The 23,446-nt window shown below is 67.4% G+C and carries 26 protein-coding genes and 1 pseudogene; 13 read left to right on the top strand and 14 right to left on the bottom strand.

The genetic code is table 11. The annotated features are described in order from the left end of the window. Window positions 1-31 precede the first annotated feature (31 nt). Both AC07U4_RS21450 and AC07U4_RS21445 read left to right on the top strand, forming a co-directional pair. Window positions 32-973: a diguanylate cyclase domain-containing protein gene (locus AC07U4_RS21450; protein ID WP_495181371.1), complete on the top strand. Its 942-nt coding sequence runs from the start codon at window positions 32-34 to the stop codon at window positions 971-973. A gap of 66 nt (window positions 974-1,039) precedes the next feature. Then, entirely contained in the window at window positions 1,040-1,819 is a 780-nt protein-coding gene (locus AC07U4_RS21445) for a hypothetical protein (protein WP_495196990.1), read from the top strand. A 16-nt stretch (window positions 1,820-1,835) separates the two neighbouring features. Here AC07U4_RS21445 and AC07U4_RS21440 read toward each other — a convergent pair whose 3' ends face one another. Then, complete coding sequence (locus AC07U4_RS21440; RefSeq protein ID WP_495196989.1) at window positions 1,836-2,204, bottom strand: hypothetical protein; 369 nt, start codon at window positions 2,202-2,204, stop codon at window positions 1,836-1,838. A gap of 129 nt (window positions 2,205-2,333) precedes the next feature. On the opposite strand from AC07U4_RS21440, the gene AC07U4_RS21435 reads away from it, so the two are divergent. Then, a complete protein-coding gene (locus tag AC07U4_RS21435) occupies window positions 2,334-2,702 on the top strand; it encodes a hypothetical protein (RefSeq protein ID WP_495181368.1) in 369 nt (122 codons plus the stop codon). Between the two features lie 60 nt (window positions 2,703-2,762). Here the strand turns inward: AC07U4_RS21435 and map are convergent, their stop codons facing one another. Then, window positions 2,763-3,530, bottom strand: coding sequence for a type I methionyl aminopeptidase (gene map / locus AC07U4_RS21430; protein ID WP_041394143.1), 768 nt, complete (start codon window positions 3,528-3,530; stop codon window positions 2,763-2,765). Beyond that, a complete protein-coding gene (locus AC07U4_RS21425; RefSeq protein WP_041394142.1) occupies window positions 3,530-3,721 on the bottom strand; it encodes a ParD-like family protein in 192 nt (63 codons plus the stop codon). Before AC07U4_RS21425 ends, map begins: the two co-directional genes overlap by 1 nt. 334 nt (window positions 3,722-4,055) lie before the next feature. On the opposite strand from AC07U4_RS21425, the gene AC07U4_RS21420 reads away from it, so the two are divergent. Further along, window positions 4,056-4,211 (top strand): hypothetical protein, encoded by a 156-nt coding sequence (locus AC07U4_RS21420; protein ID WP_171009366.1) that lies wholly within the window; start codon window positions 4,056-4,058, stop codon window positions 4,209-4,211. A gap of 55 nt (window positions 4,212-4,266) precedes the next feature. Here AC07U4_RS21420 and AC07U4_RS21415 read toward each other — a convergent pair whose 3' ends face one another. Beyond that, the gene (locus tag AC07U4_RS21415; protein WP_495196988.1) at window positions 4,267-5,274 is read right to left on the bottom strand and encodes an aldo/keto reductase; all 1,008 of its coding nucleotides are present in this window, start codon (window positions 5,272-5,274) and stop codon (window positions 4,267-4,269) included. A 174-nt stretch (window positions 5,275-5,448) separates the two neighbouring features. On the opposite strand from AC07U4_RS21415, the gene AC07U4_RS21410 reads away from it, so the two are divergent. Continuing rightward, window positions 5,449-7,479, top strand: coding sequence for an alpha/beta fold hydrolase (locus tag AC07U4_RS21410; RefSeq protein WP_495196987.1), 2,031 nt, complete (start codon window positions 5,449-5,451; stop codon window positions 7,477-7,479). 13 nt (window positions 7,480-7,492) lie between these two features. Beyond that, window positions 7,493-8,578: a catalase family protein gene (locus AC07U4_RS21405; protein ID WP_495196986.1), complete on the top strand. Its 1,086-nt coding sequence runs from the start codon at window positions 7,493-7,495 to the stop codon at window positions 8,576-8,578. An 86-nt stretch (window positions 8,579-8,664) separates the two neighbouring features. Here the strand turns inward: AC07U4_RS21405 and AC07U4_RS21400 are convergent, their stop codons facing one another. The 3 genes from AC07U4_RS21400 to AC07U4_RS21390 all read right to left on the bottom strand — a co-directional run bounded on the left by AC07U4_RS21400 (window position 8,665) and on the right by AC07U4_RS21390 (window position 10,181). Next, window positions 8,665-9,105 (bottom strand): hemerythrin domain-containing protein, encoded by a 441-nt coding sequence (locus AC07U4_RS21400; protein WP_495196985.1) that lies wholly within the window; start codon window positions 9,103-9,105, stop codon window positions 8,665-8,667. Between the two features lie 62 nt (window positions 9,106-9,167). Beyond that, complete coding sequence (locus AC07U4_RS21395; RefSeq protein WP_495196984.1) at window positions 9,168-9,353, bottom strand: hypothetical protein; 186 nt, start codon at window positions 9,351-9,353, stop codon at window positions 9,168-9,170. 105 nt (window positions 9,354-9,458) lie between these two features. Then, window positions 9,459-10,181 carry a Crp/Fnr family transcriptional regulator gene (locus AC07U4_RS21390; protein WP_495196983.1) on the bottom strand — a complete coding sequence of 241 codons (723 nt, stop codon included), beginning with the start codon at window positions 10,179-10,181 and terminating at the stop codon, window positions 9,459-9,461. A 183-nt stretch (window positions 10,182-10,364) separates the two neighbouring features. Between AC07U4_RS21390 and AC07U4_RS21385 the strand changes: the two genes are divergently transcribed. Further along, the gene (locus AC07U4_RS21385) at window positions 10,365-10,655 is read left to right on the top strand and encodes a hypothetical protein (RefSeq protein WP_495196982.1); all 291 of its coding nucleotides are present in this window, start codon (window positions 10,365-10,367) and stop codon (window positions 10,653-10,655) included. A gap of 1 nt (window position 10,656) precedes the next feature. Here the strand turns inward: AC07U4_RS21385 and AC07U4_RS21380 are convergent, their stop codons facing one another. From AC07U4_RS21380 to AC07U4_RS21365, 4 genes are all read right to left on the bottom strand, one after another. Next, window positions 10,657-11,640 carry a GGDEF domain-containing protein gene (locus tag AC07U4_RS21380; RefSeq protein WP_495196981.1) on the bottom strand — a complete coding sequence of 328 codons (984 nt, stop codon included), beginning with the start codon at window positions 11,638-11,640 and terminating at the stop codon, window positions 10,657-10,659. Continuing rightward, window positions 11,633-11,866, bottom strand: coding sequence for a hypothetical protein (locus AC07U4_RS21375; RefSeq protein ID WP_495181362.1), 234 nt, complete (start codon window positions 11,864-11,866; stop codon window positions 11,633-11,635). The genes AC07U4_RS21380 and AC07U4_RS21375 overlap by 8 nt, the downstream gene beginning before the upstream one ends. Window positions 11,867-12,089: 223 nt before the next feature. Next, window positions 12,090-13,415, bottom strand: coding sequence for a chloride channel protein (locus AC07U4_RS21370; protein ID WP_495196980.1), 1,326 nt, complete (start codon window positions 13,413-13,415; stop codon window positions 12,090-12,092). 61 nt (window positions 13,416-13,476) lie between these two features. Further along, complete coding sequence (locus tag AC07U4_RS21365) at window positions 13,477-14,595, bottom strand: serine hydrolase domain-containing protein (protein ID WP_495196979.1); 1,119 nt, start codon at window positions 14,593-14,595, stop codon at window positions 13,477-13,479. Window positions 14,596-14,653: 58 nt separating this feature from the next. Between AC07U4_RS21365 and AC07U4_RS21360 the strand changes: the two are divergent. After that, window positions 14,654-15,381 (top strand): annotated as a pseudogene (locus tag AC07U4_RS21360) (methyl-accepting chemotaxis protein); the annotation flags it as partial. Window positions 15,382-15,396: 15 nt separating this feature from the next. Here the strand turns inward: AC07U4_RS21360 and AC07U4_RS21355 are convergent. Further along, the gene (locus tag AC07U4_RS21355; RefSeq protein WP_495196978.1) at window positions 15,397-15,831 is read right to left on the bottom strand and encodes a pyridoxamine 5'-phosphate oxidase family protein; all 435 of its coding nucleotides are present in this window, start codon (window positions 15,829-15,831) and stop codon (window positions 15,397-15,399) included. A 194-nt stretch (window positions 15,832-16,025) separates the two neighbouring features. Here AC07U4_RS21355 and AC07U4_RS21350 point away from each other — a divergent pair, with 194 nt between their 5' ends. Then, a complete protein-coding gene (locus AC07U4_RS21350) occupies window positions 16,026-16,673 on the top strand; it encodes a PAS domain-containing protein (protein WP_041394123.1) in 648 nt (215 codons plus the stop codon). On the opposite strand, the gene AC07U4_RS21345 is transcribed toward AC07U4_RS21350, so the two are convergent. After that, complete coding sequence (locus tag AC07U4_RS21345; protein WP_495196977.1) at window positions 16,670-17,365, bottom strand: thioesterase domain-containing protein; 696 nt, start codon at window positions 17,363-17,365, stop codon at window positions 16,670-16,672. The genes AC07U4_RS21350 and AC07U4_RS21345 overlap by 4 nt on opposite strands. 431 nt (window positions 17,366-17,796) lie before the next feature. Between AC07U4_RS21345 and AC07U4_RS21340 the strand changes: the two genes are divergently transcribed. Then, window positions 17,797-20,841: a TonB-dependent receptor domain-containing protein gene (locus AC07U4_RS21340; protein WP_495196976.1), complete on the top strand. Its 3,045-nt coding sequence runs from the start codon at window positions 17,797-17,799 to the stop codon at window positions 20,839-20,841. Window positions 20,842-21,288: 447 nt separating this feature from the next. Beyond that, window positions 21,289-21,870 (top strand): hypothetical protein, encoded by a 582-nt coding sequence (locus AC07U4_RS21335; protein WP_495196975.1) that lies wholly within the window; start codon window positions 21,289-21,291, stop codon window positions 21,868-21,870. Window positions 21,871-22,048: 178 nt separating this feature from the next. Here the strand turns inward: AC07U4_RS21335 and AC07U4_RS21330 are convergent, their stop codons facing one another. Beyond that, window positions 22,049-22,273 (bottom strand): hypothetical protein, encoded by a 225-nt coding sequence (locus AC07U4_RS21330; protein ID WP_495196974.1) that lies wholly within the window; start codon window positions 22,271-22,273, stop codon window positions 22,049-22,051. 535 nt (window positions 22,274-22,808) lie between these two features. Here AC07U4_RS21330 and AC07U4_RS21325 point away from each other — a divergent pair. Continuing rightward, window positions 22,809-23,072 (top strand): hypothetical protein, encoded by a 264-nt coding sequence (locus AC07U4_RS21325; protein ID WP_495196973.1) that lies wholly within the window; start codon window positions 22,809-22,811, stop codon window positions 23,070-23,072. Window positions 23,073-23,204: 132 nt separating this feature from the next. Further along, complete coding sequence (locus tag AC07U4_RS21320; protein ID WP_495196972.1) at window positions 23,205-23,429, top strand: hypothetical protein; 225 nt, start codon at window positions 23,205-23,207, stop codon at window positions 23,427-23,429. The last annotated feature ends 17 nt before the right edge of the window (window positions 23,430-23,446 follow it).

The raw sequence follows: 23,446 nt of genomic DNA, 5'->3' as shown, positions 1-23,446 counted from the left end.
CAAAACGGTCCTATCGAAAGCACCCGTCACGATGCCGTCGTTCGACCTTGCCCGCGAGGCCCTGGCATTTCTCGAACGGCATCGGCTGGACCCGAGTCCGGCCTATCAGGATCTCGCCAGCCGCTACGTCGCCAATCCGCATTCGCCGCTGGCGCGCGACATCGACGAGCATACCGACGGCGGGCTGCGGCTGACCGCGGATACCGCGACGATGCTGATCGACCGCTACTGTCGCGACGGGCCGCCGGAGGTCACGTGGCGCGAGCGCAACGTCGCGATGCAGGCGGACGAACTGGGATCGCTCGCCGCGGACGCCCACGACCTCACCCGCACGCTCGGCGCGGATATCGGCGCGGCGGGAGGCCGCGTACCGGTCGACCAGGATGCGATCGTCGCACGGCTGGCGCAGGCCGAGCGCGAGCTCGCCGACCTGCGTGGCGAGCTCGCCCGGCTGCGCGACGCGATCACCGGTGGCGCGCCGCGCGTCGCCGGGCACGAGCGCGACGGGCTCACCGCGGCGCTCGACCAGGCCGGCGGGGAGCGGCTGTTCCGCGAAGTCGCGCTGTCGGGGCGGTCGTATGTGATGATCCTGTTCGGGATCGACGGGCTGGTCGGGATCAACGCACGTTATGGCCGGTCGGTCGGCAACAACGTGCTCAGCGCCTTCGCGGCGACGCTGCGCGAGAGCTTCCCGGACGAGGAATTGATCCGGTGGAGCGGCAACGAATTCATCGTCGTGCTGCGCGACGTCGCGCTGACGATGGCGCGGGCGCTGGCGGAGGAGGCGCTCGACGCGTTCCATGCGCGGCGGCTGAAGCTGCGCGGCAGCGGCGACGTGATCGGGCCGCTCACCGCCTCGGCCGGCATCGTCGTCGGCAAGGGCGACGAGACGACCGCCTCGATCGAACAGGCGCGCGCCAATCTCGCCGCGGGCGCGGCCGCGGGTGGGCGCGACGTCTACGGGACGGTCTGAGGCGGCGCGTTTCCGCGGGCACGGCGATCCCGCTATAATGGACGGGTGACGATGGGGTGACGGTCCATGAAGCTAGCCAGGTCCACGCTGACGGCGATCGCCCCGATGCCGCATGACCGCGTCGCACCGGTATCCGCGGCCGAGGCCCCGGGAATCGGATCGGCTGACGGCACGCAGGCCGCGAGCGAGGCGCTGGCGACGCTAGACGCGGTACGACGCAGCGGCAGCGATGGCGGCAAGGCGCGCGCAGCCGCCAGGATCGCCGAACTGAAGACGCGGCTGCACCTGCTCAAATTGCTCCATGCCACCGATGCCGAGAAGCTCGTCCAGGCCGCGGCGCAGATCGCGCGCGAACTGGCCGAAGCGGTGCAGGAATATGTCGGGGCCGGCGGTACCGCCTTCGCGGTGCAGGGCACCGAGGTCACGATCGTCGGCGGGGCCAATCTGACGCCGACCCCCGCGCCGGCCGAGGACGTGCCGCAGGACCCCGCCGGCGCGACCGGCAACGCCGCCCGCAGCGAAGCGCAGGTGACTCCCGCCGCGGGCACCACGACCCGGACGCGGAGCGAGGCCGGCCGGCGCGGCGCTGCGGCACATCCGGACGATGGCGCCGACGACGCCGCCTTCGCCAATGACGCGCGCGCGCTCGCCAACGAGGTACGCGCGATCCTGCGCCGCGCCGAGCGGCAGCATGGCGCGGACGATCACGATGCCGCGCGGGGCAGTCTCAACGACATCGATCGTGCGATGGCGGCGATGACGCAGATGCCCGCCGCTTACGACGCCGCGGTCGCCCGGCTCGCGTCGGTCGCCTCGGGCGCCGCGACGATCTTCGCCCGCGGCTGAGCGCGGCCGCGCCGGATCACCGCCGGCAGAGGCGGGTGGCGACGGCGTCCAGCGCGCGATCGTAGGAGGCTCGTTCGCCTGCGCTGAGGAAGCCCTGTTGTCGCGTGAAGCCGTCGCTGCCGTGACGCACGCGCTCCACGCGTTGCCACAGCATATCGGCCTGCGGCTGGGTCAGCCGGCGTGCCTTGCGGGCGTTGCCGATGTCGGCCTGCAGGATGTTGGCGCGCAGCGCGACATGCGCCTGCCCCCGGTCCCCGCTCGATCCACCGGGCGCGCCGACGAGCGTATGCTGCGCGCGCAGGTCGCAGCTCGGATAGTCGCGCGCCGGCATCTGTGCCCCCGCGCCGGTCGCGGCCAAGGCCAAAGCGGTGATCAGCACGGTCATCATTCGCTCCATCAAATCCTGATCCCGCGGCGATAGACCGCACCACCTGAATGGCGGCTGCGCGATGCGGTCATCACGCTCGACAAACCGGTCGAGTCCGATCACTCTTTCGATTGGAATGGGGGGCTTATGATTTCGATCCGGCGATCATTGGTGGTTGCGACCATATTCGGCGCGGTCGCTTTGACGGCAGCGGCATTGCCGCGGCCGGATCTCAGGCTGTCGTTTGCCTATCATCCCGGTACGAAGCTCGCCACGGCGACCGATTACGATGGCAATCGCCATCTTCTGCAAGTCCGCTGCGTGACAAGCAGCACCGGCAATTGCCACTTCGCGCTGGAAAGCGCGGGCCGGCGCAAGATCGTGATCCTCGAGCCAGGGCGTACAGCGACGCTGGCGAACATAGCGGAAGCCGGGCGAATCTGCTCGAGCGCCGTCGAACTCACGCCGACGTCGTGTACGTGGCATCCGATCCTCGACCTGAAGGACCAAGTCTGAGCTGACGGGTCGGGGCGGATCGAGCGCAGGTACGCCGACCGGGCAGCCCGGCACCGTCCCCTACCCCGCCTGCGTCTCGTCGCGGCGCAGGGTCAGGACCTCGACGCCGTCGTGGGTGACCGCGACGGTGTGCTCGAATTGCGCGGAGAGCTTGCCGTCGTCGGTCACCACCGTCCAACCGTCGTCGCGGGTCGAGACCCTGCGGCTGCCCTGGTTGACCATCGGCTCGATCGTGAAGGTCATGCCCTCGCGCAGCCGTACGCCCGCGCCGCGCCGGCCGAAATTGAGCACCTGCGGCTCCTCGTGCATGTCGCGGCCGATGCCGTGGCCGCAGAATTCGCGCACCACCGAATAGCCGTTCTGGCGGGCATGGCGCTCGATCGCGAAGCCGATGTCGCCGACATGCGCGCCGGGGCGGACCTGGCGGATCCCCGCCCACATCGCTTCCTGCGCGACGCGGACCAGCCGCTTCGCCGCGGCGGGGGCGTCGCCGACCAGATAGGTCTTGCTGGAATCGGCGATGAAGCCGTTCTTCTCCAGCGTGATGTCGAGGTTGATGATGTCGCCGTCGCGGACGATCTCGTCGGCGTCGGGGACGCCGTGGCAGACGACCTGGTTGATCGAGCAGTTGAGCACGAAGCGAAAGCCGTATTGGCCTTTGCTCGCCGGCCGCGCGGCGAGGTCGACGGTGATGAAGCGTTCGACCATGTCGTTGATCTGCAAGGTCGACATGCCGGCGAGATCCTGCGCGTCGAGCATCTCGAAGACCGAGGCGAGCAGCCGGCCGGCAATGCGCATCAGCGCCAGTTCGTCGGGAGTCTTGACCATCAGGCGGCTGCCGCCGCGCGGACCGACAGCTGCGTGGCGACGATATCGTTGAACGACAGCGTCGGATTGGCCTCGGCGAGCATGCCGATCTTCATCCAGAATTCGGCCTGCGCGTTGATCGAGCGGCACATCGTCGTGCTGGCGCGGCGCGCCTGTGCGTGCAGTGCGTCGTCGATCTTGACGATACCCATTTCTTCGTCCCTTTCGGCTATACGATTCGTATATGGACCGTATGCCGGCCGGTCAATGCCACGGCGTGCAGGAGGGACTGGTTCCTGATAATCGTCATGGCCGGACGGAGATCATAAGCGGGGTCGGACAATGATATTGCCACATAAGGGTGGCGAAAGCTCTTGCCTCTGCAAGTTGTTTGGCGTTTACATGCTTACGATGATGTTAATCATGACGAAGCTATCATCGGTTCGTCACGCAATCACTTACAATCATTGGCTAAGTTCGTTGGTAGGCGGCGCTTATGTTGCGTAGGCGCCGCTCAGCCCTAACCCGGGCCAATGGATACGAACGATGACCGACAGTTTCGAAGCTTTGTCCCTGATGGAACGTGCCCTGATGATCATGGATCGGATGGGGCTGGCGTTGCCGGCGGCTCATCTGAGCATGTCGATCGCCACGCTGGAGGAAAGCTTCGGGCTCGTCGACGAGGGCGTCGCGGTCCATTGAGGTGCGGCCGATCCCGGGCGAACACGACGGGGGCCGTGTTCGCCCGGGGTCGGCATCATGCCGGCGGGACCGCCGCGTCCGGATGGAGCACGCCGGTCGCGCGCAATTCGTCCCAGAAGCCGGCAGGGATCTTCGCCCGCAACGCGGCATGGTCGGCGAGGATATGCGCCGGGCTGGCGGTGCCGACGATCAGTGCCGCGGCGACGTCGGGCGCCAGGCTGAACTGCAGCGCCGCGGCGACGAGATCGACGCCGTGCCGCCCCGCGACCGCGCGCAGCGTCGCGAGCTTGTCGCGTTTGTCGGCGGCAATCACCATATTGTCGGCGCCGTAATTGTAGCGCGGTTCGCCGCCCAGGAAGCCCGCGTTGAGCGCCGAACCGACGACGAAGCTCACCCCCGCCGCGCGCGCCGCGGGCAGCACCTGTTCGACCGCATTGGCGTGATCGACCAGCGAATATTGGCTCGCGAGCAGATGCACGTCGCTGTCGGCGACCTCGAGGCAGCGCAGGATCGGCTGCGGGCAGTTCACCCCCATCCCCCAGCCGTCGATCACGCCTTCCTCGCGCAGCCGGGTCAGCGCCGGGAAGGCCCCCCGCTCCGCGACGGTCCACAATGTCTCCCAATCGTCGGGCAGGAAATCGTTGTCGGGCGACAGGTCGTGAACGAAGACGACGTCGAGCCGGTCGAGCCCGAGCCGTTGCAGACTGTCGTCGATCGAGCGCAGCACGCCATCGGCGCTGTAATCGAAATGCGGCGTATTGGGTGAGTTGGTGAACGGGAAATAGCGTTTCGCCTGATGGTCACGGCTGGCGCGCAGCAATTTGCCGACCTTGGACGAGAGGACGAATTCGTCGCGTGGCTTGCGCGCGAGGAAGCGGCCGAAGCGCCGCTCGGCGAGGCCGAGCCCATACCAGGGCGACACGTCGAAATAGCGCACGCCGGCATCCCAGGCGGCGGCCAGCGTCGCCTCGGCCTGATCGTCGGTGGCGAACTGGAATTCGTTGCCGATCGCGACCCCGCCGAGGCCGAAGTCGTGCGGGGGACGATACCGTTGCCGAGCCATGATGCGGCCTTTCCTGCCAGGGGCGAACCGGCCGTGCGCCGATGCCGGGTGTAGCGGCCAGAACGGCAGCCTTGGCCCGTCGTTCCCGGCCAATATGTTTTATTGATTCAGATTAAAATTGGAACGCGCGAGTTGATCGACGGTTGTCGGCGGTGACGTAACAGAAAGAACGCCATGCCGACGGTCGCCCGTGATGATCTGATCATCGATTATCGCGAATTGGGCGGACGCGATGCGCCCGCGATCTTGCTGATACATGGCTGGCCCGACGATGCATCTACCTGGGACGCGGTCGCACCGGTGCTGGCCGAGGCGGGATTCCGGGTGATCGTGCCGACCCTGCGCGGCTTCGGCGCCACCCGCTTCGCCGATGCCGCGGCGCCGCGCACCGGCAACAGCGCGATGCTGGCGATCGACGCCATTGCGCTGATGGATGCGCTCGGCATCGCGCGCTTCATGGTCGCCGGCCACGACTGGGGATCGAACACTGCCGAGGCGCTCGCGGTCGGCTGGCCCGAGCGGATCGTGCGGCTGGCGATGCTGTCGACCCCGCCGCGGCTCGGTGGCATGCCGACCCCGCCGTTCGAACAGGCGCAGCGGCAATGGTATCACTGGTTCATGGCGACCGCGCGCGGCGCGCAGGCGGTGCGCGACGACCGCAAAGGCTTCGCGCACATCCATTGGGTCAATTGGTCGCCGCCCGGCTGGTTCGACGAGGCGACCTTCGCGCGCGTCGCGCGGTCGTTCGACAATCCCGACTGGGTCGACGTGACGCTGCACAGCTATCGCGCGCGCTGGGACGAGGCCGAGCCCGATCCGCGCAGCCAGTGGCTCGAGGACAGGGTCAAGGCGACGCGCACGCTGTCGCTGCCCGCGATGTACATCCAAGGCGACGCCGACGGGATCAATCCGCCGAGCGCGTCGCAGGACGTTCCCGCCAAATTCACTGGCCCGTTCGCGAAGGTCCATCTCGCCGGCGTCGGCCATTTCCCGCAGCGCGAGAACCCCGATGCGGTCGCGCGCCACCTGCTCAACCTGTTCGCCGGCGATCCCGCCGCGCTCACCGATAGTATCGACCGGAGTTTGCCCATGAAGAAAGTCGCCCCCTTTGCCGCCGGTATCGCCGCGATCGGCCTCGTCGCCGCGGCGGCCGTCGGCGTCGCCCAGGCGCAGGGGCGCGACAGCCGCCTGACCCAGGTCGCGCAATTCGACCATCAGGCGACCGGCGTCGCGGTGACCGCCGACGGCCGCCGCTTCGTCAACTTCCCGCGCTGGACCGACGATGCGCCGATCTCGGTCGCCGAGGTGATGAAGGACGGCTCGCTGCGCCCCTATCCCGACGCCAAGTGGAACAGCTGGCGCAACGCGCGCGCCAACGAACTGCCGGTCGGCGATTATTTCGTATGCGTCCAGTCGATCGTCCCCGACGGCCACGGCAATCTCTGGGTGCTCGACCCCGGCGCGCCGGGCAATGAGAAGATCCTCGAGGGCGCGCCCAAGCTCGTCCGCATCGACCTTGCCGGCAACCGCGTCACCAAGGTGATCGCGGTGCCCGGCGACGTCGCGCTGCAGGGCACCTATCTCAACGACATCCGCTTCTCGCCCGACGGCAAGACCGGCTACATCACCGATTCCGGCACGCGCGGCGCGATCATCGTCGTCGATCTGGAGAGCGGCAAGAGCTTCCGCGCGCTCGACGGCCACGCCTCGACGCAGATCGACAAGACGGTCAAGGTGGCGATCGACGGCAAGCCGCTGGTCCGTCCCGACGGCCGCCAGCCGGCTTTCGCGTCGGACGGCATCGCCATCTCCAAGGACGGCAAGACGCTGTATTATCAGGCGCTGACCGGCAAGACGCTCTACGCGATCGACACCGCCAAATTGCGCCCCGAGGTCAGCGAGGCCGACCGCGCGGCCGCGGTGACCACCGTCGCACAGACGCATGTCGCCGACGGCCTGTGGATGAGCCAGGCGGGCGTGCTATACCTCACCTCGCCGACCGATTATGCGATCAAGCGGCTCAACGGGTCGACCGTCGAGACGGTGCTGACCGACCGCCGGCTGCGCTGGCCCGACACCTTCTCGGAAGGGCGCGACGGCACGATGTACGTCACCGCCAGCCATATCCAGGACACCAACTGGTTCACGCCGGGCGCGCCCGCGTCGATCAAGACCGAGCTGTTCTCCTTCCCGCCCGTCAAGTGATCCGGAGGCAATCATGACCTATCTGCGCTACGCCCCCGGGATCGAGACGCCCGAGCCCGACGAACAGAAGACGATCGACGGCATCATCGCCGGCATGACCAAGGAGAGCCAGACGGTCGAACAGCGCGAGGGCCATGCCGTCCGCGCCAGCCACGCCAAGAGCACCGCCTGCGTGATCGGCGAACTCACCGTCGCCGACGACCTGCCGCCCGAACTGGCGCAAGGCCTGTTCGCGCGCGGCGGCACGTTCCAGGTCGCGGTGCGCTTCGCACAAGGGCCGGGCGAGCGGCTCGGCGACCGCGTCTCGACGCATCGAGGCATGGCGATCAAGGTGTTCGGCGTCGAGGGCGAGAAACTGCCCGGCCATGACGCGCCGACGCAGGATTTCGTGCTGGCGAGCGGCACCACCTTCCCCGCCGGCACCGCCGCGGGCTTCCTGTCGCAGGCCGGCAAGATCGGCGCGGCGACGCCGCTGCCCGAGGGCGTGAAGAGCGTCGCCTCGTCGCTCGCGCGCAACATCAACAAGGTGCTCGACGCGGTCACCGGCGGGCCGAGCCCGACGCTCGATTTCTATGGCCATCCGTTCAGCCACCCGCTCGACGATTATTATTTCAGCCAATGCCCGATCCGCTTCGGCGATTACGTCGCCAAGCTCGGCGCCTTCCCCGTCGCGCCCGAGCAGCGGGCGCTCGGCGACTGGCAGCTCGACCCGCATGCCGACGAGGACGGCTTCCGCCACGCCGCGGTCGACTATTTCGACGTGCACGACGCGGTGTTCGAGCTGCGCGCGCAGCTGTGGGCGAATGCCGAGACGCAGCCGATCGAGGACACGTCGGTGGAATGGCCGGTCGAGGACAGCGCCTATGTCACCGTCGCGACGATCCGGCTGCCGCGTCAGGCCGCTTATGGTCCCGAGCGCGTCCATTATTTCGACGAGGTGATGACCTTCCGTCCGGCGCACAGCCTCGCGGTGCATCGCCCGCTCGGCGGGGTGATGCGCGCGCGGCTGCAGGTCTACAAGGCGCTCAGCGACTTCCGCCATCGCGAGAACGGCATCCCGGCCGCCGACACCGCGACGATCGAGGCGATACCGGCCTAGCCGCGTCACTCCGCGGGTTTGCGCCTACGGTCCGGTTTTGTGTTCCCGCTTGTGCGGGAGCACTGGCTGAGTCCCGCCGCCACAGGTTATGTCGGACCGGCGTCGCGCGGTGACGGGCGTAGCTGAATCAGGCCTTCACGCAGCGCCATCGCGTAGAGCAGGCTGGTTTCCTTGATGACACGCTCGCGCAGCCGTTCCAGCATGCCGCCGGCATCGTGGCGGAACGCCGACCAGTCCGCCGGCCGATCAGGTTGCGCCCAAATGGCAAGGAAGTCGGTCCAGTCCTTCTTGAGGATTTCGAACTCGATTATCAGGCCGTTCGCATCGGCGGGATCGGTCGACCGCGCCAGATTGGGGTAGATGAAGCTGTCTTCCTTCGCGAGATGCGTGACAATCGCGGCGGAGAGTTGCGCGAGCAGCCGGTCGGCCTCGGCGAAGCGATCGTCGGGACTGCCGGTCAGTTGCTCGAGCTGGCGGGTGAGCCGGTCGATCCGGTCGTGATCGTCGATCAGCTCCTGATATGCCAATGTCGGGGGCCCACCCTGCCCGGGTTAGCCGCAGATGCCGATTGATCGTGCGGTGGCATCGATCAGTGTCGTGGCTTTGCGGGCCCAAGCGCGGCGAGCCGCGCCGCGACGCAATTGCGGCTGTCGGCAATCATCGCGCTGATCAGATGCTCGTCGCCCGCGTCGGCCACCAGCAGCATGTCGGCCAGTACGGAGTTGATGATCAACAAACGCGCTCGCGCCACCGCGCTGCCGTCTTGTTCCTCCATACTGACTCCTGCGCCGTTGTTGTACGGATCATCCGCGGAGCGATGCTAGCGTGCTGCAGCCGTCATTTTGGCAACATGCGTTCAGATAGCCGACGTAAATTGTTATTATGAGGTGGTCCTGGCGCGACGATGGAGATAGCCGTCGTCGAAGCCGGCGATGCGGACCAGCTTGGCGGGATCGCTGACCTCAAGGCTGCCGCGATGCAGCGTCATCGCACCGGCCACGCGCAGCTCTTTGAGCACGCGGTTGATGTGCACGCTGGTCATGCCCAGTGCATCGGCAAGCAGCACCTGCGACAGCGGCAGCGACAAGGATTCATCGCCGGCGATCTGGATATCGCGCGCGCGCAGGTACAATTCACACATCAGATGCGCGACGCGCTCGATGCTGGTGCGGCGGCCCATGCTGGTGATCCAGGCGCGCATCGTGCCTTCGTCGACGAGCTGCGCAATATACATCGCGCGTGCCACCGCCGGCCGCTGCGCCATCAACAGGTCCATGTCGATCCGGTCGATCATCACCACCCGCGCCGGGGTGATCGTCTGGATGCTGTGATCCATCTCGGCGAGCAGGCCGATGTGGAGATCGCAGGCATCGCCCGGCATCAGGAACGCCAGCACCTGCCGCGTGCCGCTCGGCAACACCTTGTAGCGGCACGCCCAGCCCTCCATCATCACGAATACCGGGCCGGGCCGGTCGCCCTCGCGGATCAGGTCATGTCGCGTCTTGATAACCCGTGGGCGGGCGGTGAGCGCGAGCAGCCCGGCGACGTCGTCTTCGTCGAGCGGCGAATAACCGCGGAGTTTTTCGACGAAGAGATTGGTCATGCTGCTTCATCACACAGGATCCCAGCATGTAATATTGCTCAAAGTTATATACAAATGTTGATGCAAGCATGAGGCAGGCGGCCCGATTCCTGCTAGCTATGTCCCTGTCGGCCATATCCCAGGCTCCGCCGGCTGCGAGACGCAGAAGACGCTCGCGCCTGACCGGAACGGATGACGCGCATCATGATCGACGACAATCGCGACCCCGCCCCCAATCTCGACCTCGACAGGGCTGCACCGCCGGCTGCCGACGCGCATGGCGAAGCGGCGCTGCTGCTGGTCGAAAGCCTGATCCACGGTCTCGTCGCCCGGTCCGTGCTCAGTGTCGACGAGGCGATCCCGCTCGTCACGGTGGCGATGGACGCGCGGGCCGAGATCGTCGCCGAGCGCGGTGAGCGCGAGGAGGCGCAAGACCGTGCGCTTGCCTTTCTGTCCGGGATCGGCACCAGCCTCGCGTTCGACGCCGGCGGGTGAGCTACGCCGGCGCCAGGCGCACGCAATTGCGCCCGCCCGCCTTGGCGGCATAGAGCATCGTATCGGCGCGCTGCAGCCAGACCGGAAAGGATGCGATGTCGGGGCCGAGTGCGGCAACGCCGAAGCTCGCGCTGACCGGCAGCATGCGGCCGTCGGTGAGCGCGATCGGGTGATCGGCGATCGCACCGCGCAGCCGCTCGGCGACGACCATCGCCTCGTCGCCGTTGGTCTCTGGGAGCAGCAGCGCGAATTCCTCGCCGCCCAGCCGGCCGAGCACGTCGCTCGGGCGCAGCGTTACGCTGGCGACCTCGGCAACGCGTTGCAGCACCTGATCGCCGATCGGATGGCCATAGGTGTCGTTGACCGCCTTGAAATGGTCGAGGTCGAGCATCACCAACGTGCTCGACCGTCCGTAACGGCACGACCGCGCGATCTCGCGCTCCGCCTGTTCGACGAAGCCGCGGCGGGTCAGCGCGCCGGTGAGGTGATCGACCTGTGCGATCATGCGCAGCTCGAGTTCGTCGGAGACGATATTGGCGAAATTGCCGAGGATCGCGATCTCGGCCGCGGTGAACTGGCGGACGACGGTGTCCATCGCGCACAGCGCGCCGACGTTATAGCCCTCGGGGGTGCGCAGCGGGATGCCGGCATAGCTGCGGACATGGGGCGGCCCGGCGACCAAAGGGCTGGCGGCGAAGCGCGGATCGGCCTGCGCATCGGCGATGATCAGCGGCTCGCGCTGCTGGATCGTGTGGGTGCAGAAGGAGATCGCGCGCGGTGTCTGCCGGCAGTTCATGCCGCGTTCCGCCTTGAACCATTGCCGGTCACGATCGACCAGCGTCACCGTCGCGATCGGCACCGCCAGCACGGTACGGATCAGCGTCACGATCTTCTCGAACGGCGACTCCGCCGCGCTGTCGAGCACGTCCAGCCGGCGCAGTGCGGCGACGCGGGCATCCTCGTCGTGCAGCCGGGTGTCATCCATGCAACTGCCCCCTCAGCATCTCGCGCAACGCGGCGGTGAGTTCGTCGGCATAGCTGTCCACCAACGTGCGGACGCTGGCGGCGACCATAGCCTCGTCGACGCCCGCCGCGCGCAGACTGGCGATCAGCGCGGAGAGATGCTCCTGATGGCGGGCGACGCTCGCCGCCAGCTCGGGCGGGATCGCCAGCGGCGTCGCGCCGGGCGGCATCGGCCGAAGCTCCTCCATATCGCTCTCCCTCCTGTGCGGCGTGTCCTTGCCTCCACGCTAGACCGCAAAGGTTAACGTGCGGAAAAAGCACATTATTGCGGGGCCGCGGCAAAAGGCCGGCTGCCCCCCGGACGAGGGGCAGCCGGAGGAGTCCATCAAAGGATCGCCAGGCACAGGGTAAAGAGGCACTGGCAGACCGATACTAGCAGGCGCGCCATAAGTGTGCCATCAATATAATACACTAAGGCGCCTGATGCGGTGAAAAGGTCGCCGACAGGCCGTGGTAGAGTTTCTCGCGGCACACCGCCTGGCTCGCCCAGTCGGCGAGGAAGGCCGCGGCGAACATCGGCAGCATCAGCCCGCGGCTCGCGGTCGTCTCCGACAGGATGATCACCGCGGTCAGCGGCGCGCGCACCACGCCGGTGAAATAGGCGACCATGCCCAGGATCACCACCGCGCCGTTGGGATCGGCGGGGAACAGCACGTGGAGCAGGTTGCCGACGCCCGCGCCGACCGCGAGGCTCGGCGCGAAGATGCCGCCGGGCAGCCCCGCCACCGCCGTCGCCAGCGTCGCGACGAACTTGGCCGGGCCGAACCACAAGGGCGCATCGACCCCGCCGATCATCCCGCGCGCGGCACCATAACCAGTGCCCCAGGTCATGCCGGTGGCGACGCCCAGTCCGGCGACGACCAGCCCGCACAGGCCGGCGAACAGCAAGGGGCGCGCCTTGCTCCACCGCGTCAGCCGGCTGCCGCCGCGCGCCAGCGCCAGCATTGCGCGCGCGAACAGTCCGCCCGCCAGTCCGCCGGCAAGGCCCGCCACCGGCACCACGACCAATGCCGCGGTCAGCGACATATGCGCGCCGATCTCGCCGAAATAGACGTAATTGCCGGTCAGGCTCTGCGCGACCATGCCGGCGATGACGATCGACGACAGCACCATCAGCGTCATCCGCTGCTCATAGGCGGCGGCCAGTTCCTCGATCGCGAACAGCACGCCGGCGAGCGGCGTGTTGAACGCCGCGGCGACGCCCGCGGCGCCGCCCGCGATCACCACCGTGCCCTTCATCGTCACGCGCATCAGCCGGTGGCTGACCCCCATCACCGCCGCGGCGATCTGCACCGTCGGCCCCTCGCGCCCGACGCTGCCGCCGCACAGGATCGCGCCCATCGTCAGCAGCGCCTTGCCCGTCACCGTCTTCACCGCGATCAGATTGCCGGTCGCCGCAGCGGGGTCGGCGCGCGCCGCCATCACCTGCGGGATGCCCGATCCGCGCGCCAGCGGCACGTAGCGGCGGGTCAGCCAGACCAGCGCCACGAACCCCAGCGGCGTGGTCAGCAGCGGCAGCCACGGCAGCCGCCGCACGTATCGGTCGAACAACAAAGCGGTCGCGTCGGCGGCTTCGGCGAACAGCACCGCGACGATGCCGATCGCGACCGCACCGGTGATCACCGCGATCCGCTGGCGGAAGCGCACCGACGTCGGCCCGCGCGACCGCAGCAGCGCGCGGAACCGCGACGGGGTCCAGCGGCGGCCACGGCGGGGAAGCGTCGGTATATCGGGCATGCCGCCTCTTAATCCCCCTGCGCGGCGATCGTCACCCGCCTTATGCCCGTATCGCCGCGTGTTAAGGCTGCAACCAGGTCAGCGCATCGAACTCGCGTGCAAACCTGACCCGCGCCGCGCGCGCATAGACGCGCTGGCCGCCGGCGCCGTTGGTCAGCACCACCAGCCCCGTGCCGCGGTCGAGATCGAGGACGAACAGATTGGCGACGCCGTCGTTGCTGCCCCAATGCCAGGCGAAGCGCCGCCCGCCCGACCGTTCGAGCCCCCAGCCCAGCCCCCAGGACAGATCGCCCGCCACCGTCACCGTTGGCACGTCCATCGCCGGATAGCGCCGCGCGAAGCGCAGGAAGCGCGCATAATCGCCCGCCGTCGTCCACAATCCCGCCGCCATGTTCGGCGTCATGAAGAGCGGCAGCGGCGGCTTGCCGAGCGCGGCAGCCGCGGCGATCTGGTCGCTGCGCGTCCACGTCTCGACCGGGCGGCGCGGTCCAGCGGCCCGTTGCGCCTCGAAATGCGCCGGCCCGGCCTCGGGCATCAATTCCCCGTCGGCGTCGTGCGCCCAAGCGACCGCCGGCGTTTGCTCCGTGGTCCAGCCGTAGCGGCTGCGCGTCATCCCGGCCGGGACGAGCACGCGGGCGCGCACCACCTCGGCCGCGGTGCGCCCGGTCACCGCCTCGACCAGCCGGCCGAGCAAAACGAACCCCTCCCCCGAATAGCGGAACGTCGACCCCGGCGCGAAGCGGCTGACAAGGTAGCTGCCCGCATCGGTGCGCCAGTTCGGCAGGCCGCCGGCATGCGATAGCAAATGGCGCGGGGTAATCGCGCGGGTCGCGGCATCGCGGGTGAAGTCGACATGGCGCGCGACGGGCGCGTCGAGGTCGATCCTGCCGTCGCGGACGAGCGCGTGGACCGCGGCGGCCAGCACCGGCTTCGACAGCGATGCCGCCTCGAACAGCGTCTCGGGATTGGCGGGGACGCCCGCGCGGGCGTCGCCCTCGGCCTGCGCGGTCACCGTCGCTCCGTCGAGCCATGCCCAGCTCGCCCCCGGCAGCGCGGCAAGCTCCAGCCATGGCCGCAACCGGAACGCCGGGGACGTGCGCCTAGCCGCCCCGGCGCCGCTGGTGATAGCTCCGGCGGTTGCGCCGATCAGGAGCGTACGGCGTGTCGTTGTCATCGTCATGCGCCGATCATAACGTATCGGCGAATGTGTGTTGCATGAATAATACGGATGGAAAGGATCGGATCGCCGTGCCGAGGATAGCGGCGTCGCGGTCGATCGCGCGATGCAGGCGATGCGCACGATCGCCGAGAAGATCGGCATCGTCCAGGAGATCGCCCGCCAGACCGACCTGCTCGCGCTCAACGCCGCAGTCGAGGCGGCGCGCCGACGACCACGGCAAGGGCTTCGCTGTAGTGGCGGCGGAAGTGCGCAAGCTCGCCGAACGCAGCCAGGCCGCCGCGGCGGAAATCGGGTCGGTCTGCTCCGCCACCGTCGTCGCGGCCGGAGAAGCGGGCGAGATGCTGACGCGGCTGGTCCCCGGTATCCGCCGCACCGCCGAACTCGTCGTCGAGATCAGCGCGGCATGCCGCGAACAGGATATCGGCGCCAATCAGGTCAACCTCGCCATCCAGCAGCTCGATTAGGTGACGCAGCAGAATGCGGCCGCCTCCGAGCAAATCTCCTCCACCTCCGACGCGCTAGCCGACCAGGCGGAGGGATTGCAGCAGACCATCGGCTTCTTCCGGATCGACGAGGCGCACCCGGCGCGGACGAGGACGAGCGCGCGCAAGGCGATTGCGGCCGCCCCGCCCCGCCGGCCGGCGATCGGCGGGACGAAGGTGGCGACCTGAGCAAAGCCCGGCCGGGATCGGTGCTCGACCAGCAGGCGCGGGTCGTGGCTTCGCGCTCGATCTGACCAGCGGCGGCCCGGATGCCGAGGATGCGGAGTTCAGTCAGGTGGCGTGAGGCCGCCGGGCCGCGTCAGGGCGTGATCTCGCCCTCGTCGCTGCCGTCCCAATAGCGGATGCGCGCGGCGTCGACGCGGATCATCACGATGCCGGACGTGTCGATGCCGTCGGGGAAGTAGCGGTCGAGATCCTTGGTCCAATGGTCGGCGAACGCCTGACGGTCCTCGATCAGCGCGGCACGGCCCTCGACGGTGACGAACAGCGGCGGCCCGCCGAGCATCCCGGCCGCGCCGGTGTAACTGAGCGTCGTGTGCGGATCGTCGCGCAGGTCGGCGATCTTGCGCGAATCCTGATAGGAGAAGAAATAGCTTTCGCCGTGATAGTCGACGTCGCCGTTGTTGCTCATCGGCCGTGCGGTGATGACGCCGGCCGCCGAGCGGGTGGCCATCATCGCGAAATCGAGCTTGGCCATCTTCTTCGACAGATCGTGGAGCGTGAGGTCCGTCATGCGGCATGTCCTTTGCTGGGCGCGAAGGTGCGACAGGCACCGGCGGCTGGAACGAACGCAGGTGCCGTTCGGGTGCGTCGTGCCCCCCAAGCCCATATCGTCGCGAAGAATAATCGGTTATGGACTAAGATGCTGCTTTACCACGATACTCTGGCACCCGCCGCGGCACGGGGGCCGGCACTATAGGATTCGGAATGCCTGTTGCGCATTGTGTCTCGAGCACGGCGGGAACGATACTCGTCGCGGACAGCAATTTCTGCCGCCTGCTGCAACGGCCGCATGCCGAATTGATCGGCGCCTCCTATCGGTCGATCACCGTCGCCGAGGATCTCGACAAGAGCGCCGACATGCTCGGCAGCCTCGTCGACAAGGCGGCGCCGACCCGGCTGCGCAAGCGCTATTGGCGCCCCGACGGCACCACCGTCGAGGTCGACCTGCTCGTCTCGCGCTTCGATGCGGCGGGGCATCTGGTCTCGACGCTGTCGTGGCGCGAGGATGAGGCCCCGCGCGACACGCCACTGCGCATGTGGAAGGCGGCGCTGCGCCTCAAGCACCTCTACAGCCTCAAGATGGAGGAATTCGGCCGCGAGCTGTTCGGCGATTTCCCCGGGCTCATCCTGCTCGACCTCTATCTCGCCGAGGCCGAGGGGCGGCTGGCGTCGGTCGCGGACGTCGCCGGATCGACCGGCCTGCCGGTCGACTCGGTGCAGCGCTGGCTGCGGGTGCTGGCGCAACGCCGGCTGGTGCAGTCGTCCGATGGAACGGCGAGCGTCCAATTGGGGCACGACGGCCTCGGCAAGATCGAACGGCTGCTGACCGCGGCGCTCCAGCCGGTCGACTAAACGCCGCTCGCGGGTCGGTCGTGCAGCAGGTCGGCAAGATCGTCGTACAATTCGGGCTGTTTGAGGATCGTCCAGTGATCGCCCGGCATCCGCCTCATTTCGAAGGTCGCGGCGAACCGGCTCCAGCCGAGATCGGCCGCGGTGATCCGCGGCCGGTGCTTGGCCGCCTTGTACAGCAGCACGCGCCCGCCATAATCGGGCAGGGTCGTTCCCGTGATCGCATCCACCCAATAATGCACGAGGAGGCGCATCCGTGATCCGTTGATATGCTTGGGGCTGATCTTATTCCCCAGCCGCACGTACGCCCGGGCGACGCGCAACAGGCCGCCGCGGATCGCCAGCATCGTCGGCAGGTTGATGACGATATAGCGCAGGCCCCGCGCCAGCTCGGTCCTGACATCCTGCTCGAGGCTCAGTGCGGCGGGTGGATAGACCGCGCTGCTGTCGATCATGATGACCAGGTGCGGTGCGCGGCCGCGGCGCGCCAGCCGGTCGGCGAGCGCGAAGGCGAGCGTCCCGCCGATCGAATAGCCGACCAACACGACGCGCTGCGCCGTCGGCGTCGCCGACAGAGCGGGTTCGAGCAGATCGAGCAAGGCGGCGAAGGTCCCGGCAGTCCGCGGCGCCATGCGGAGATCCGGCACGCTGCGCAGCTGGTGGACGCTGCCGAACCGCTCCAGCGTCGCTACCAACGTGCGGACGTGATGGCCCGCGTCGTCGCCCAGCCCGGGAAGCAGCTAAAAGTGATAGGGGAGCGCTGCCGTCATGCCTTCGCATCATAATCGATGACCCGTTGAGGCTTGCTTACCGGCAGCAGCGGTGCGGGCGGTGGTCGACGATGCCGGGCAGCGCGCTGGCATCCGGTCGCGGCGGTGGCCGATGGGAGCGGTCCACCGCCTGCCCGTCAGCGCCCCTCATGGCACGCATGTCACAGTTGCAGGGGATAAGTGCCTTCAAAATCAAGATGTATTTACTTTAGGAGGGAATTGGTATTATCCCGGTCTGGTGAGGACCTGATTTGGTTCCGACCGCCGGACAGTTTACGGTAGCGTTATCAGGCGGCGAAAAGAGAGGGAGAGGCGTGTTGATTCACTCGGTTTCGCGTATCGCATTGATCGGTGCGATGGGGCTTTGGACCCTCCCGGCGATGGCGCAACAGGCGCCTGCGGCGACCCCGAATCCGGCCTCGCCTGATGCCGTCACGCAGGCGGCGCAGGCCGATCCGCAGCCCGGCGCCGATGCCGAGGTCGCCTCCGACACCCGCGCCGCGGCGATCGCCGGCCAGTCGGGTGACGCGCCCAGCTCGGGCGAGATCGTCGTCACCGGCACGCGCATCAACCGCCCCAACGTCACCTCGGCCGCGCCGATCACCTCGGTCACGCAGCAGGACATCCGCGCGCAGGCGCCGGTCAACGTCGAGGACGTGCTCAACCGCCTGCCGCAGGTCGCGCCCGACAGCCAGCAGACCTACAACGATTCCGACGGTCGCCAGCGCATCAAGCTGCGCACGCTCGGCTTCGAGCGGACGCTGGTGCTGATCGACGGCAAGCGCCTCGGCACGCAGAACGGCCAAGACGTCGGCATCATCCCGCCGTCGCTGCTCGAGCGCGTCGACGTGCTCACCGGCGGTGCCTCGTCGGTCTATGGTTCGGACGCGGTCGCCGGCGTTGTCAACTTCGTCCTGCGCAAGGACTTCGAGGGCGTCCAGCTCGACGCCAATTACAATTTCTACAATCACAACAACAAAGACACGATCGTCTCGCCGCTCGCCCGTGCCGCCGGTTTCGGCAGCCCGCGTGGCCTGACCAACGACGGCGGCCGCGCCGACGTGACGCTTACCGCCGGCACCAAGCTGCTCGACGGCAAGCTCCACCTCAGCGGCTTCGTCAATTATCGCAAGACCGACGAGGTCCCCCTCACCTCGCGGTCGAACGCGGGCTGCTACATTACCCAGTTGCAGCTCAACGGTCCGCTGTCGTGCGGCCTGACCCCGAGCAGCTCGACCAGCGGCCTGATCACGCCGCAGGCGGGCGCCAACAAGGGCGGCCAGTTCGTCAACAATCCCGATGGTTCGCGCAATTTCGTGCCGTTCGCCGCAGGCCCCGGCAACGCGTCGAACTATTTCAGCGGCTATGCCTATCAGCGGCCGTCCGAGCGGGTGAACGCCGGCGGCTTCGCGACGCTCGAACTCGCCCCCGAGGCCGAACTCTATGCGTCGGGGATCTGGTTCCGCGACAAATCGTACAACAACTATCCGACGATCGCGAGCGGCACCGTCAACGTCAATTGCAGCAACCCGTATCTGTCGGGCACGCAGGCGACCACGATCGGCTGCGGCGCCGGCACCACCAGCGTGCCCGTCACGCTCGCCTATCGCCTTGGCGAGAACAGCGACCGGCCGGATACCTATGTCAACACCGGCGTCCGCCTGACCGGCGGTGTCCGCGGCAAGGTCGGCGATGCCTGGACCTATGACGTGGGCGGCGTCTACGCGCGCAACCATCAGGATTACATCCCGAGCTTTGGCATCCCCGGCAACCTGCAGAATGCGGTCAACGTCGGCGGCACCGCGGCGGCACCGACCTGCGCGAGCGGCGCGGCGGGCTGCGTGCCGTTCGACATCTTCAGCGCCGGCAACACCGACCCTGCGCTGATCAACTATCTGTTCGGCACCGGCACCTCGGTGACCACCGGCACGCTGTACGACGTCCAGGCCAACATGACCGGCGACCTCGGCAAATACGGCATCACCTCGCCGTTCGCCGAACAAGGGCTGGCGATCGCGCTCGGCACCGAGTATCGCAAGGACACGCTGTCGTCACGCGCCGACGCCGCCTATCGCAGCGCGCTCGGTGGCAACGACACCTATCTCAGCCAAGACGTCTGGGAAGCCAATATCGAGGTGCAGGCGCCGCTGGTCGAGCACAAGCCGTTCGCCGAACTGGTCCAACTCAACGGCGGCTATCGCGTCTCCAAGTACAGCAGCAATCCGAGCACCTTCAACACCTGGAAGGTCGAGGGCGTTTACGCCCCGGTTCGCGACCTGACCTTCCGCGCCTCGTTCAACAAGGCGCAGCGCGCGCCGACCGTCGTCGAGATCCGTCAGGCCAGCAACATCGAATTCGCGGGCGGCGGTTCGGGCACGTTCAACGACTTCTGCGCACCGACCGTCACCACCGGCGCCAATGGCGTGACCTATGGCGCGCCGATCGCCTCGCGCGAAGTGTGCCGCGCAACCGGCCTGTCGGACGCGCTGTATGGCAGCCAGACGCTGTTGTGCAGCAACGGCACCACGCCGAACGGCACGGCCGCCTGTTCGGTGCGCTCGGGCGGCTTCACCGCCGATCCGGAGACCGCCTACACCCAGACCTACGGCCTGGTGGTCAAGCCGCGCTTCATCAAGGGGCTGGTGTTCTCGGTCGACCGTTACCGGATCAAGATCGACAATTCGCTCGGCTACAACGACTATAGCTATTACACCGATGGCTGCCTGCGCTCGGGCGGCGACCAGTTCTTCTGCCAGGGCATTGTCCGCAACCCGACCACCGGTACGCTCTTCGCCAACGGGACGAACGCGACCACCGGCTATATCCGCCAGGGCACGACGAACTATTACACCTCGATCGCGCAGGGCTGGGACTTCCAGGCGCAATATGCGCTCGACCTCGACACGATCGGCCGGCTCGACTTCGGCTTCAACGGCTCGTTGACCACCTTCGCCGGCGGCCAGGATTCGCCGGTGCAGCCCGAGCGCAATTGCGCGGGCTATTACGGCAACGGCTGCGGCCAGCTGATCCCCAAGTGGAGCCACGGCCTGCGCACCACCTATACGACGATGGACAAGAAGTTCAGCGCCTCGTTCAACTGGCGCTATGTCGGCTCGCTGACCAACGCCAACAATTCGGGCGATGCGGCGATCGGCGGCACCCCGGAGCGGGCGCTGACCAATTACTATCGCGTCGCGCCGCAGAATTATTTCGACCTGGCGCTCAACTTCGCGATCGCCAAGCAGTTCGCGCTGCGCCTGATCGCCAACAACCTGCTCGACAAGAGCCCGCCGATCGTGCCGGATTCGTACAATATCAGCCTGGCGCGCAGCAACACCATCCCCCAGCGCTACGACTCGCTGGGCCGTAACATCGCGATCGGGACGACGATCAACTTCTAAGCCTAGAACCAGAACTGAAAGGGGCCTGCGGACGATCCTGCGGGACCTTTCTCAGCTAACGCCGAGCAGCTGGAAGCGTTCGTCGAGATGCGCATTGCCAGCCTTGTGCAACCGGTCAAGTACAAGTTGGGACCGCACGGCTCCGCTGACCGCCCCAGAACCAAAGGGCTGCTTGGGCAACCGGGCGGCCCTTTTCTGTTGCATGTTGCCGCCTGCCCCCTCCCCGGCTCGCTCGCATCGTACGGCCCCTTCGAGCCGCCCTCGCTACGCGTCGGCAGAGGAAGCGCCAGTGCGGGCATCGAGCCCGCCCTGGCGCTGCTGACGCGCTCTTTAACGAGCCTTCCTCGCCGGGGATGGAAGCAGCCCAACCACCCCGGTCGCCGGGCGGTACAACCTCGCCGGAGAGGAGGGCGAAAGGGAGACGCGGTTTCAACGAAGGAGGTCAAGATGACCATCACGTTTCGCGTCGACGATGGCCACAACGTCCTGTCGCCCTCCCCTGCCGTCATCACCCCTGACCAGCTCGGCGCGTTGCACGATCTGCTCGACCGCCATCTCGTGCGCAGCGGCGTCGCCATGATCGTGCCGATCCACGGCGATCCGGCTTCCGGTTCATCCGAGATCGAGGTCCGCGTCTGCCCGCTCGCGCTGGCGTCAATCGCGCGCTGTTTCGACTGGGACCCGGCCGTCATCACCGTCGTCGACGAGGCACAGTTTCTCGGCCGCCGCGCACGCATCTGGCAGTCGGAACCGGGCGGCGACATCAAGCTTGGCCTCGGCCTCAACCCCGACGCCGCGCCCGAGCTGGAGGTCGCCAACGGCAATGCCTATGCGATCCTCGCCAGTCTCGGTCTGGACGAGGAAAGCTGCGGTGCCGTGCCCATGTCGGAGGTGCGGCAGCGGCTTATGGACCCACGCATCCGGCGACGGCTCGATGACGATCCGCACATGACCCGCTACGTCGAAGCGCTGACCACCATGGCGGCGCTGAAACCGGTCGATGGCGAGTACCATCTCGCATGGGCCTGACGACCCCGCTCGGCACTCGAAGGGACCCATAGGGACGCCCAGCCTCACGGCTGGCGCGTCCCTTTTTTTGCCTGCCAATCTCAAGCCGGCTGCGCCGCTTTTCCGACTGAAAAGAGAATGGCCGCACAGGGTAGCAGCCCCGTGCGGCCATCGCCGTGACCATCGGTGTCGAACCGGCTCAGGCTGTCGCCGTGAGCCGCTTCTCCACCTCGTCGACGCCCAGCGTCTTCACCGCCTTCATCAGCCCCTCAAGTCGATCGAGCGGGAGCTTCAGCAGCCCTGCCCTCTCGACCGTCCCGACAGCCGCCTCCCGCACCTTCGCCTGATGCGCCTGACGGCGCTCGACGAGCTTGCGTTCATCGGCCGCGATCGCAGCCAGTTCAGCGTCTAGTGACTTCGCCATAGTCTTGCCTTTCGGTCAGGCTCATCGGCTTCTGAACGGCGCTGTTATACCGGCCACTGTCGCTCTCTGGAAGCCACCTCGCATCACCCCCGAGCAACCCCGGATACGATCCATGAACCAACCTAGTCAGCGCGTCAGCAACCCGGCGCGCAGCGCCCCTCAGAGCCTGCCATTCCGCCTCACGGCGGTGCAGATCCCGGCGGAAAACCGGGACACGCCCACAGCCTCCTCGAAGGACCTTAGGGGGTCAAAGCGGGACAGAGGAATCGGGACTTCAGTAGAGCACACCGAACGCAAGCTTCGCTTGCCTTTTTCCCCGGATTTCCGCGGTTTTTCGGGGCTTTCTAGGCTGTGACAACGTCTGACGCTCTGTCCGACGATGTCACAGCCCTGTTTTGCGTCGAAATCTGTCTGACGGCGTCTGACTGGGAGCTTGATCGATCTCGACGACTACAGTACGACAAGCTGCTTTTCGGAGTCCCACCAGCCTCTCTGCTAGGAGGTTGAGTTGGACAACGGCTCTCGCCGATACACTATGCGGTTCGATCCTGTTCAGTACGAACAGATCGAGGAGATCGCGGCCAAGCTATCGATAGCGCCGGTCGACGTGGTTCGACGGGCAATCGGCAATTACCTCGCGGGTCAGAAGCTTCTGACTGACAGTGAGCTGCGCCACCTCCGCGTCGCCGAGTATACCCAGGTCGCGCTCGACGCGATCATCCGGGAAGAGCACCCGGAGCTGCGCGACACGCTGGTCCTCGAGACGAACCGCCGCATGGAGAAATACCATGGCGCGTGACGACCCCAAGGGCATGCGGCGAGACATCCGCAACAACCGCCTGGCGATCCCGCAGGAGCACCATTCCTCGCGCGCGACACGCCCCGCAATTCGAGTAATTTTACCCGCGGCTCGCAGCTCCTGAACACCCAGGTGCTGATGTGGCTTGGGGTGTCCGCACTGGCGGCCCAGTTACCTGGAATTGCCCGGCGAAATGCTGCTGAAGAAGGTGCCATTGTCGCCGGCGAAGCACGCCGGTTGACCGTTAACCTGCGCGTTGCCCATCGGCTTTCCACTGGCTATTGTCACCGTGAGTTCGGCGAGATGCGCGACCTCGCATTTCGCCTAGGTGGTGCCGGGCATCGCGAGGGCCAGTGACAGCAGGGCGAGCCGGG

Source organism: Sphingomonas sp. GW821-FHT02B09 (assembly GCF_059421875.1).
This window is presented reverse-complemented; position numbering and strand designations above follow the sequence as displayed.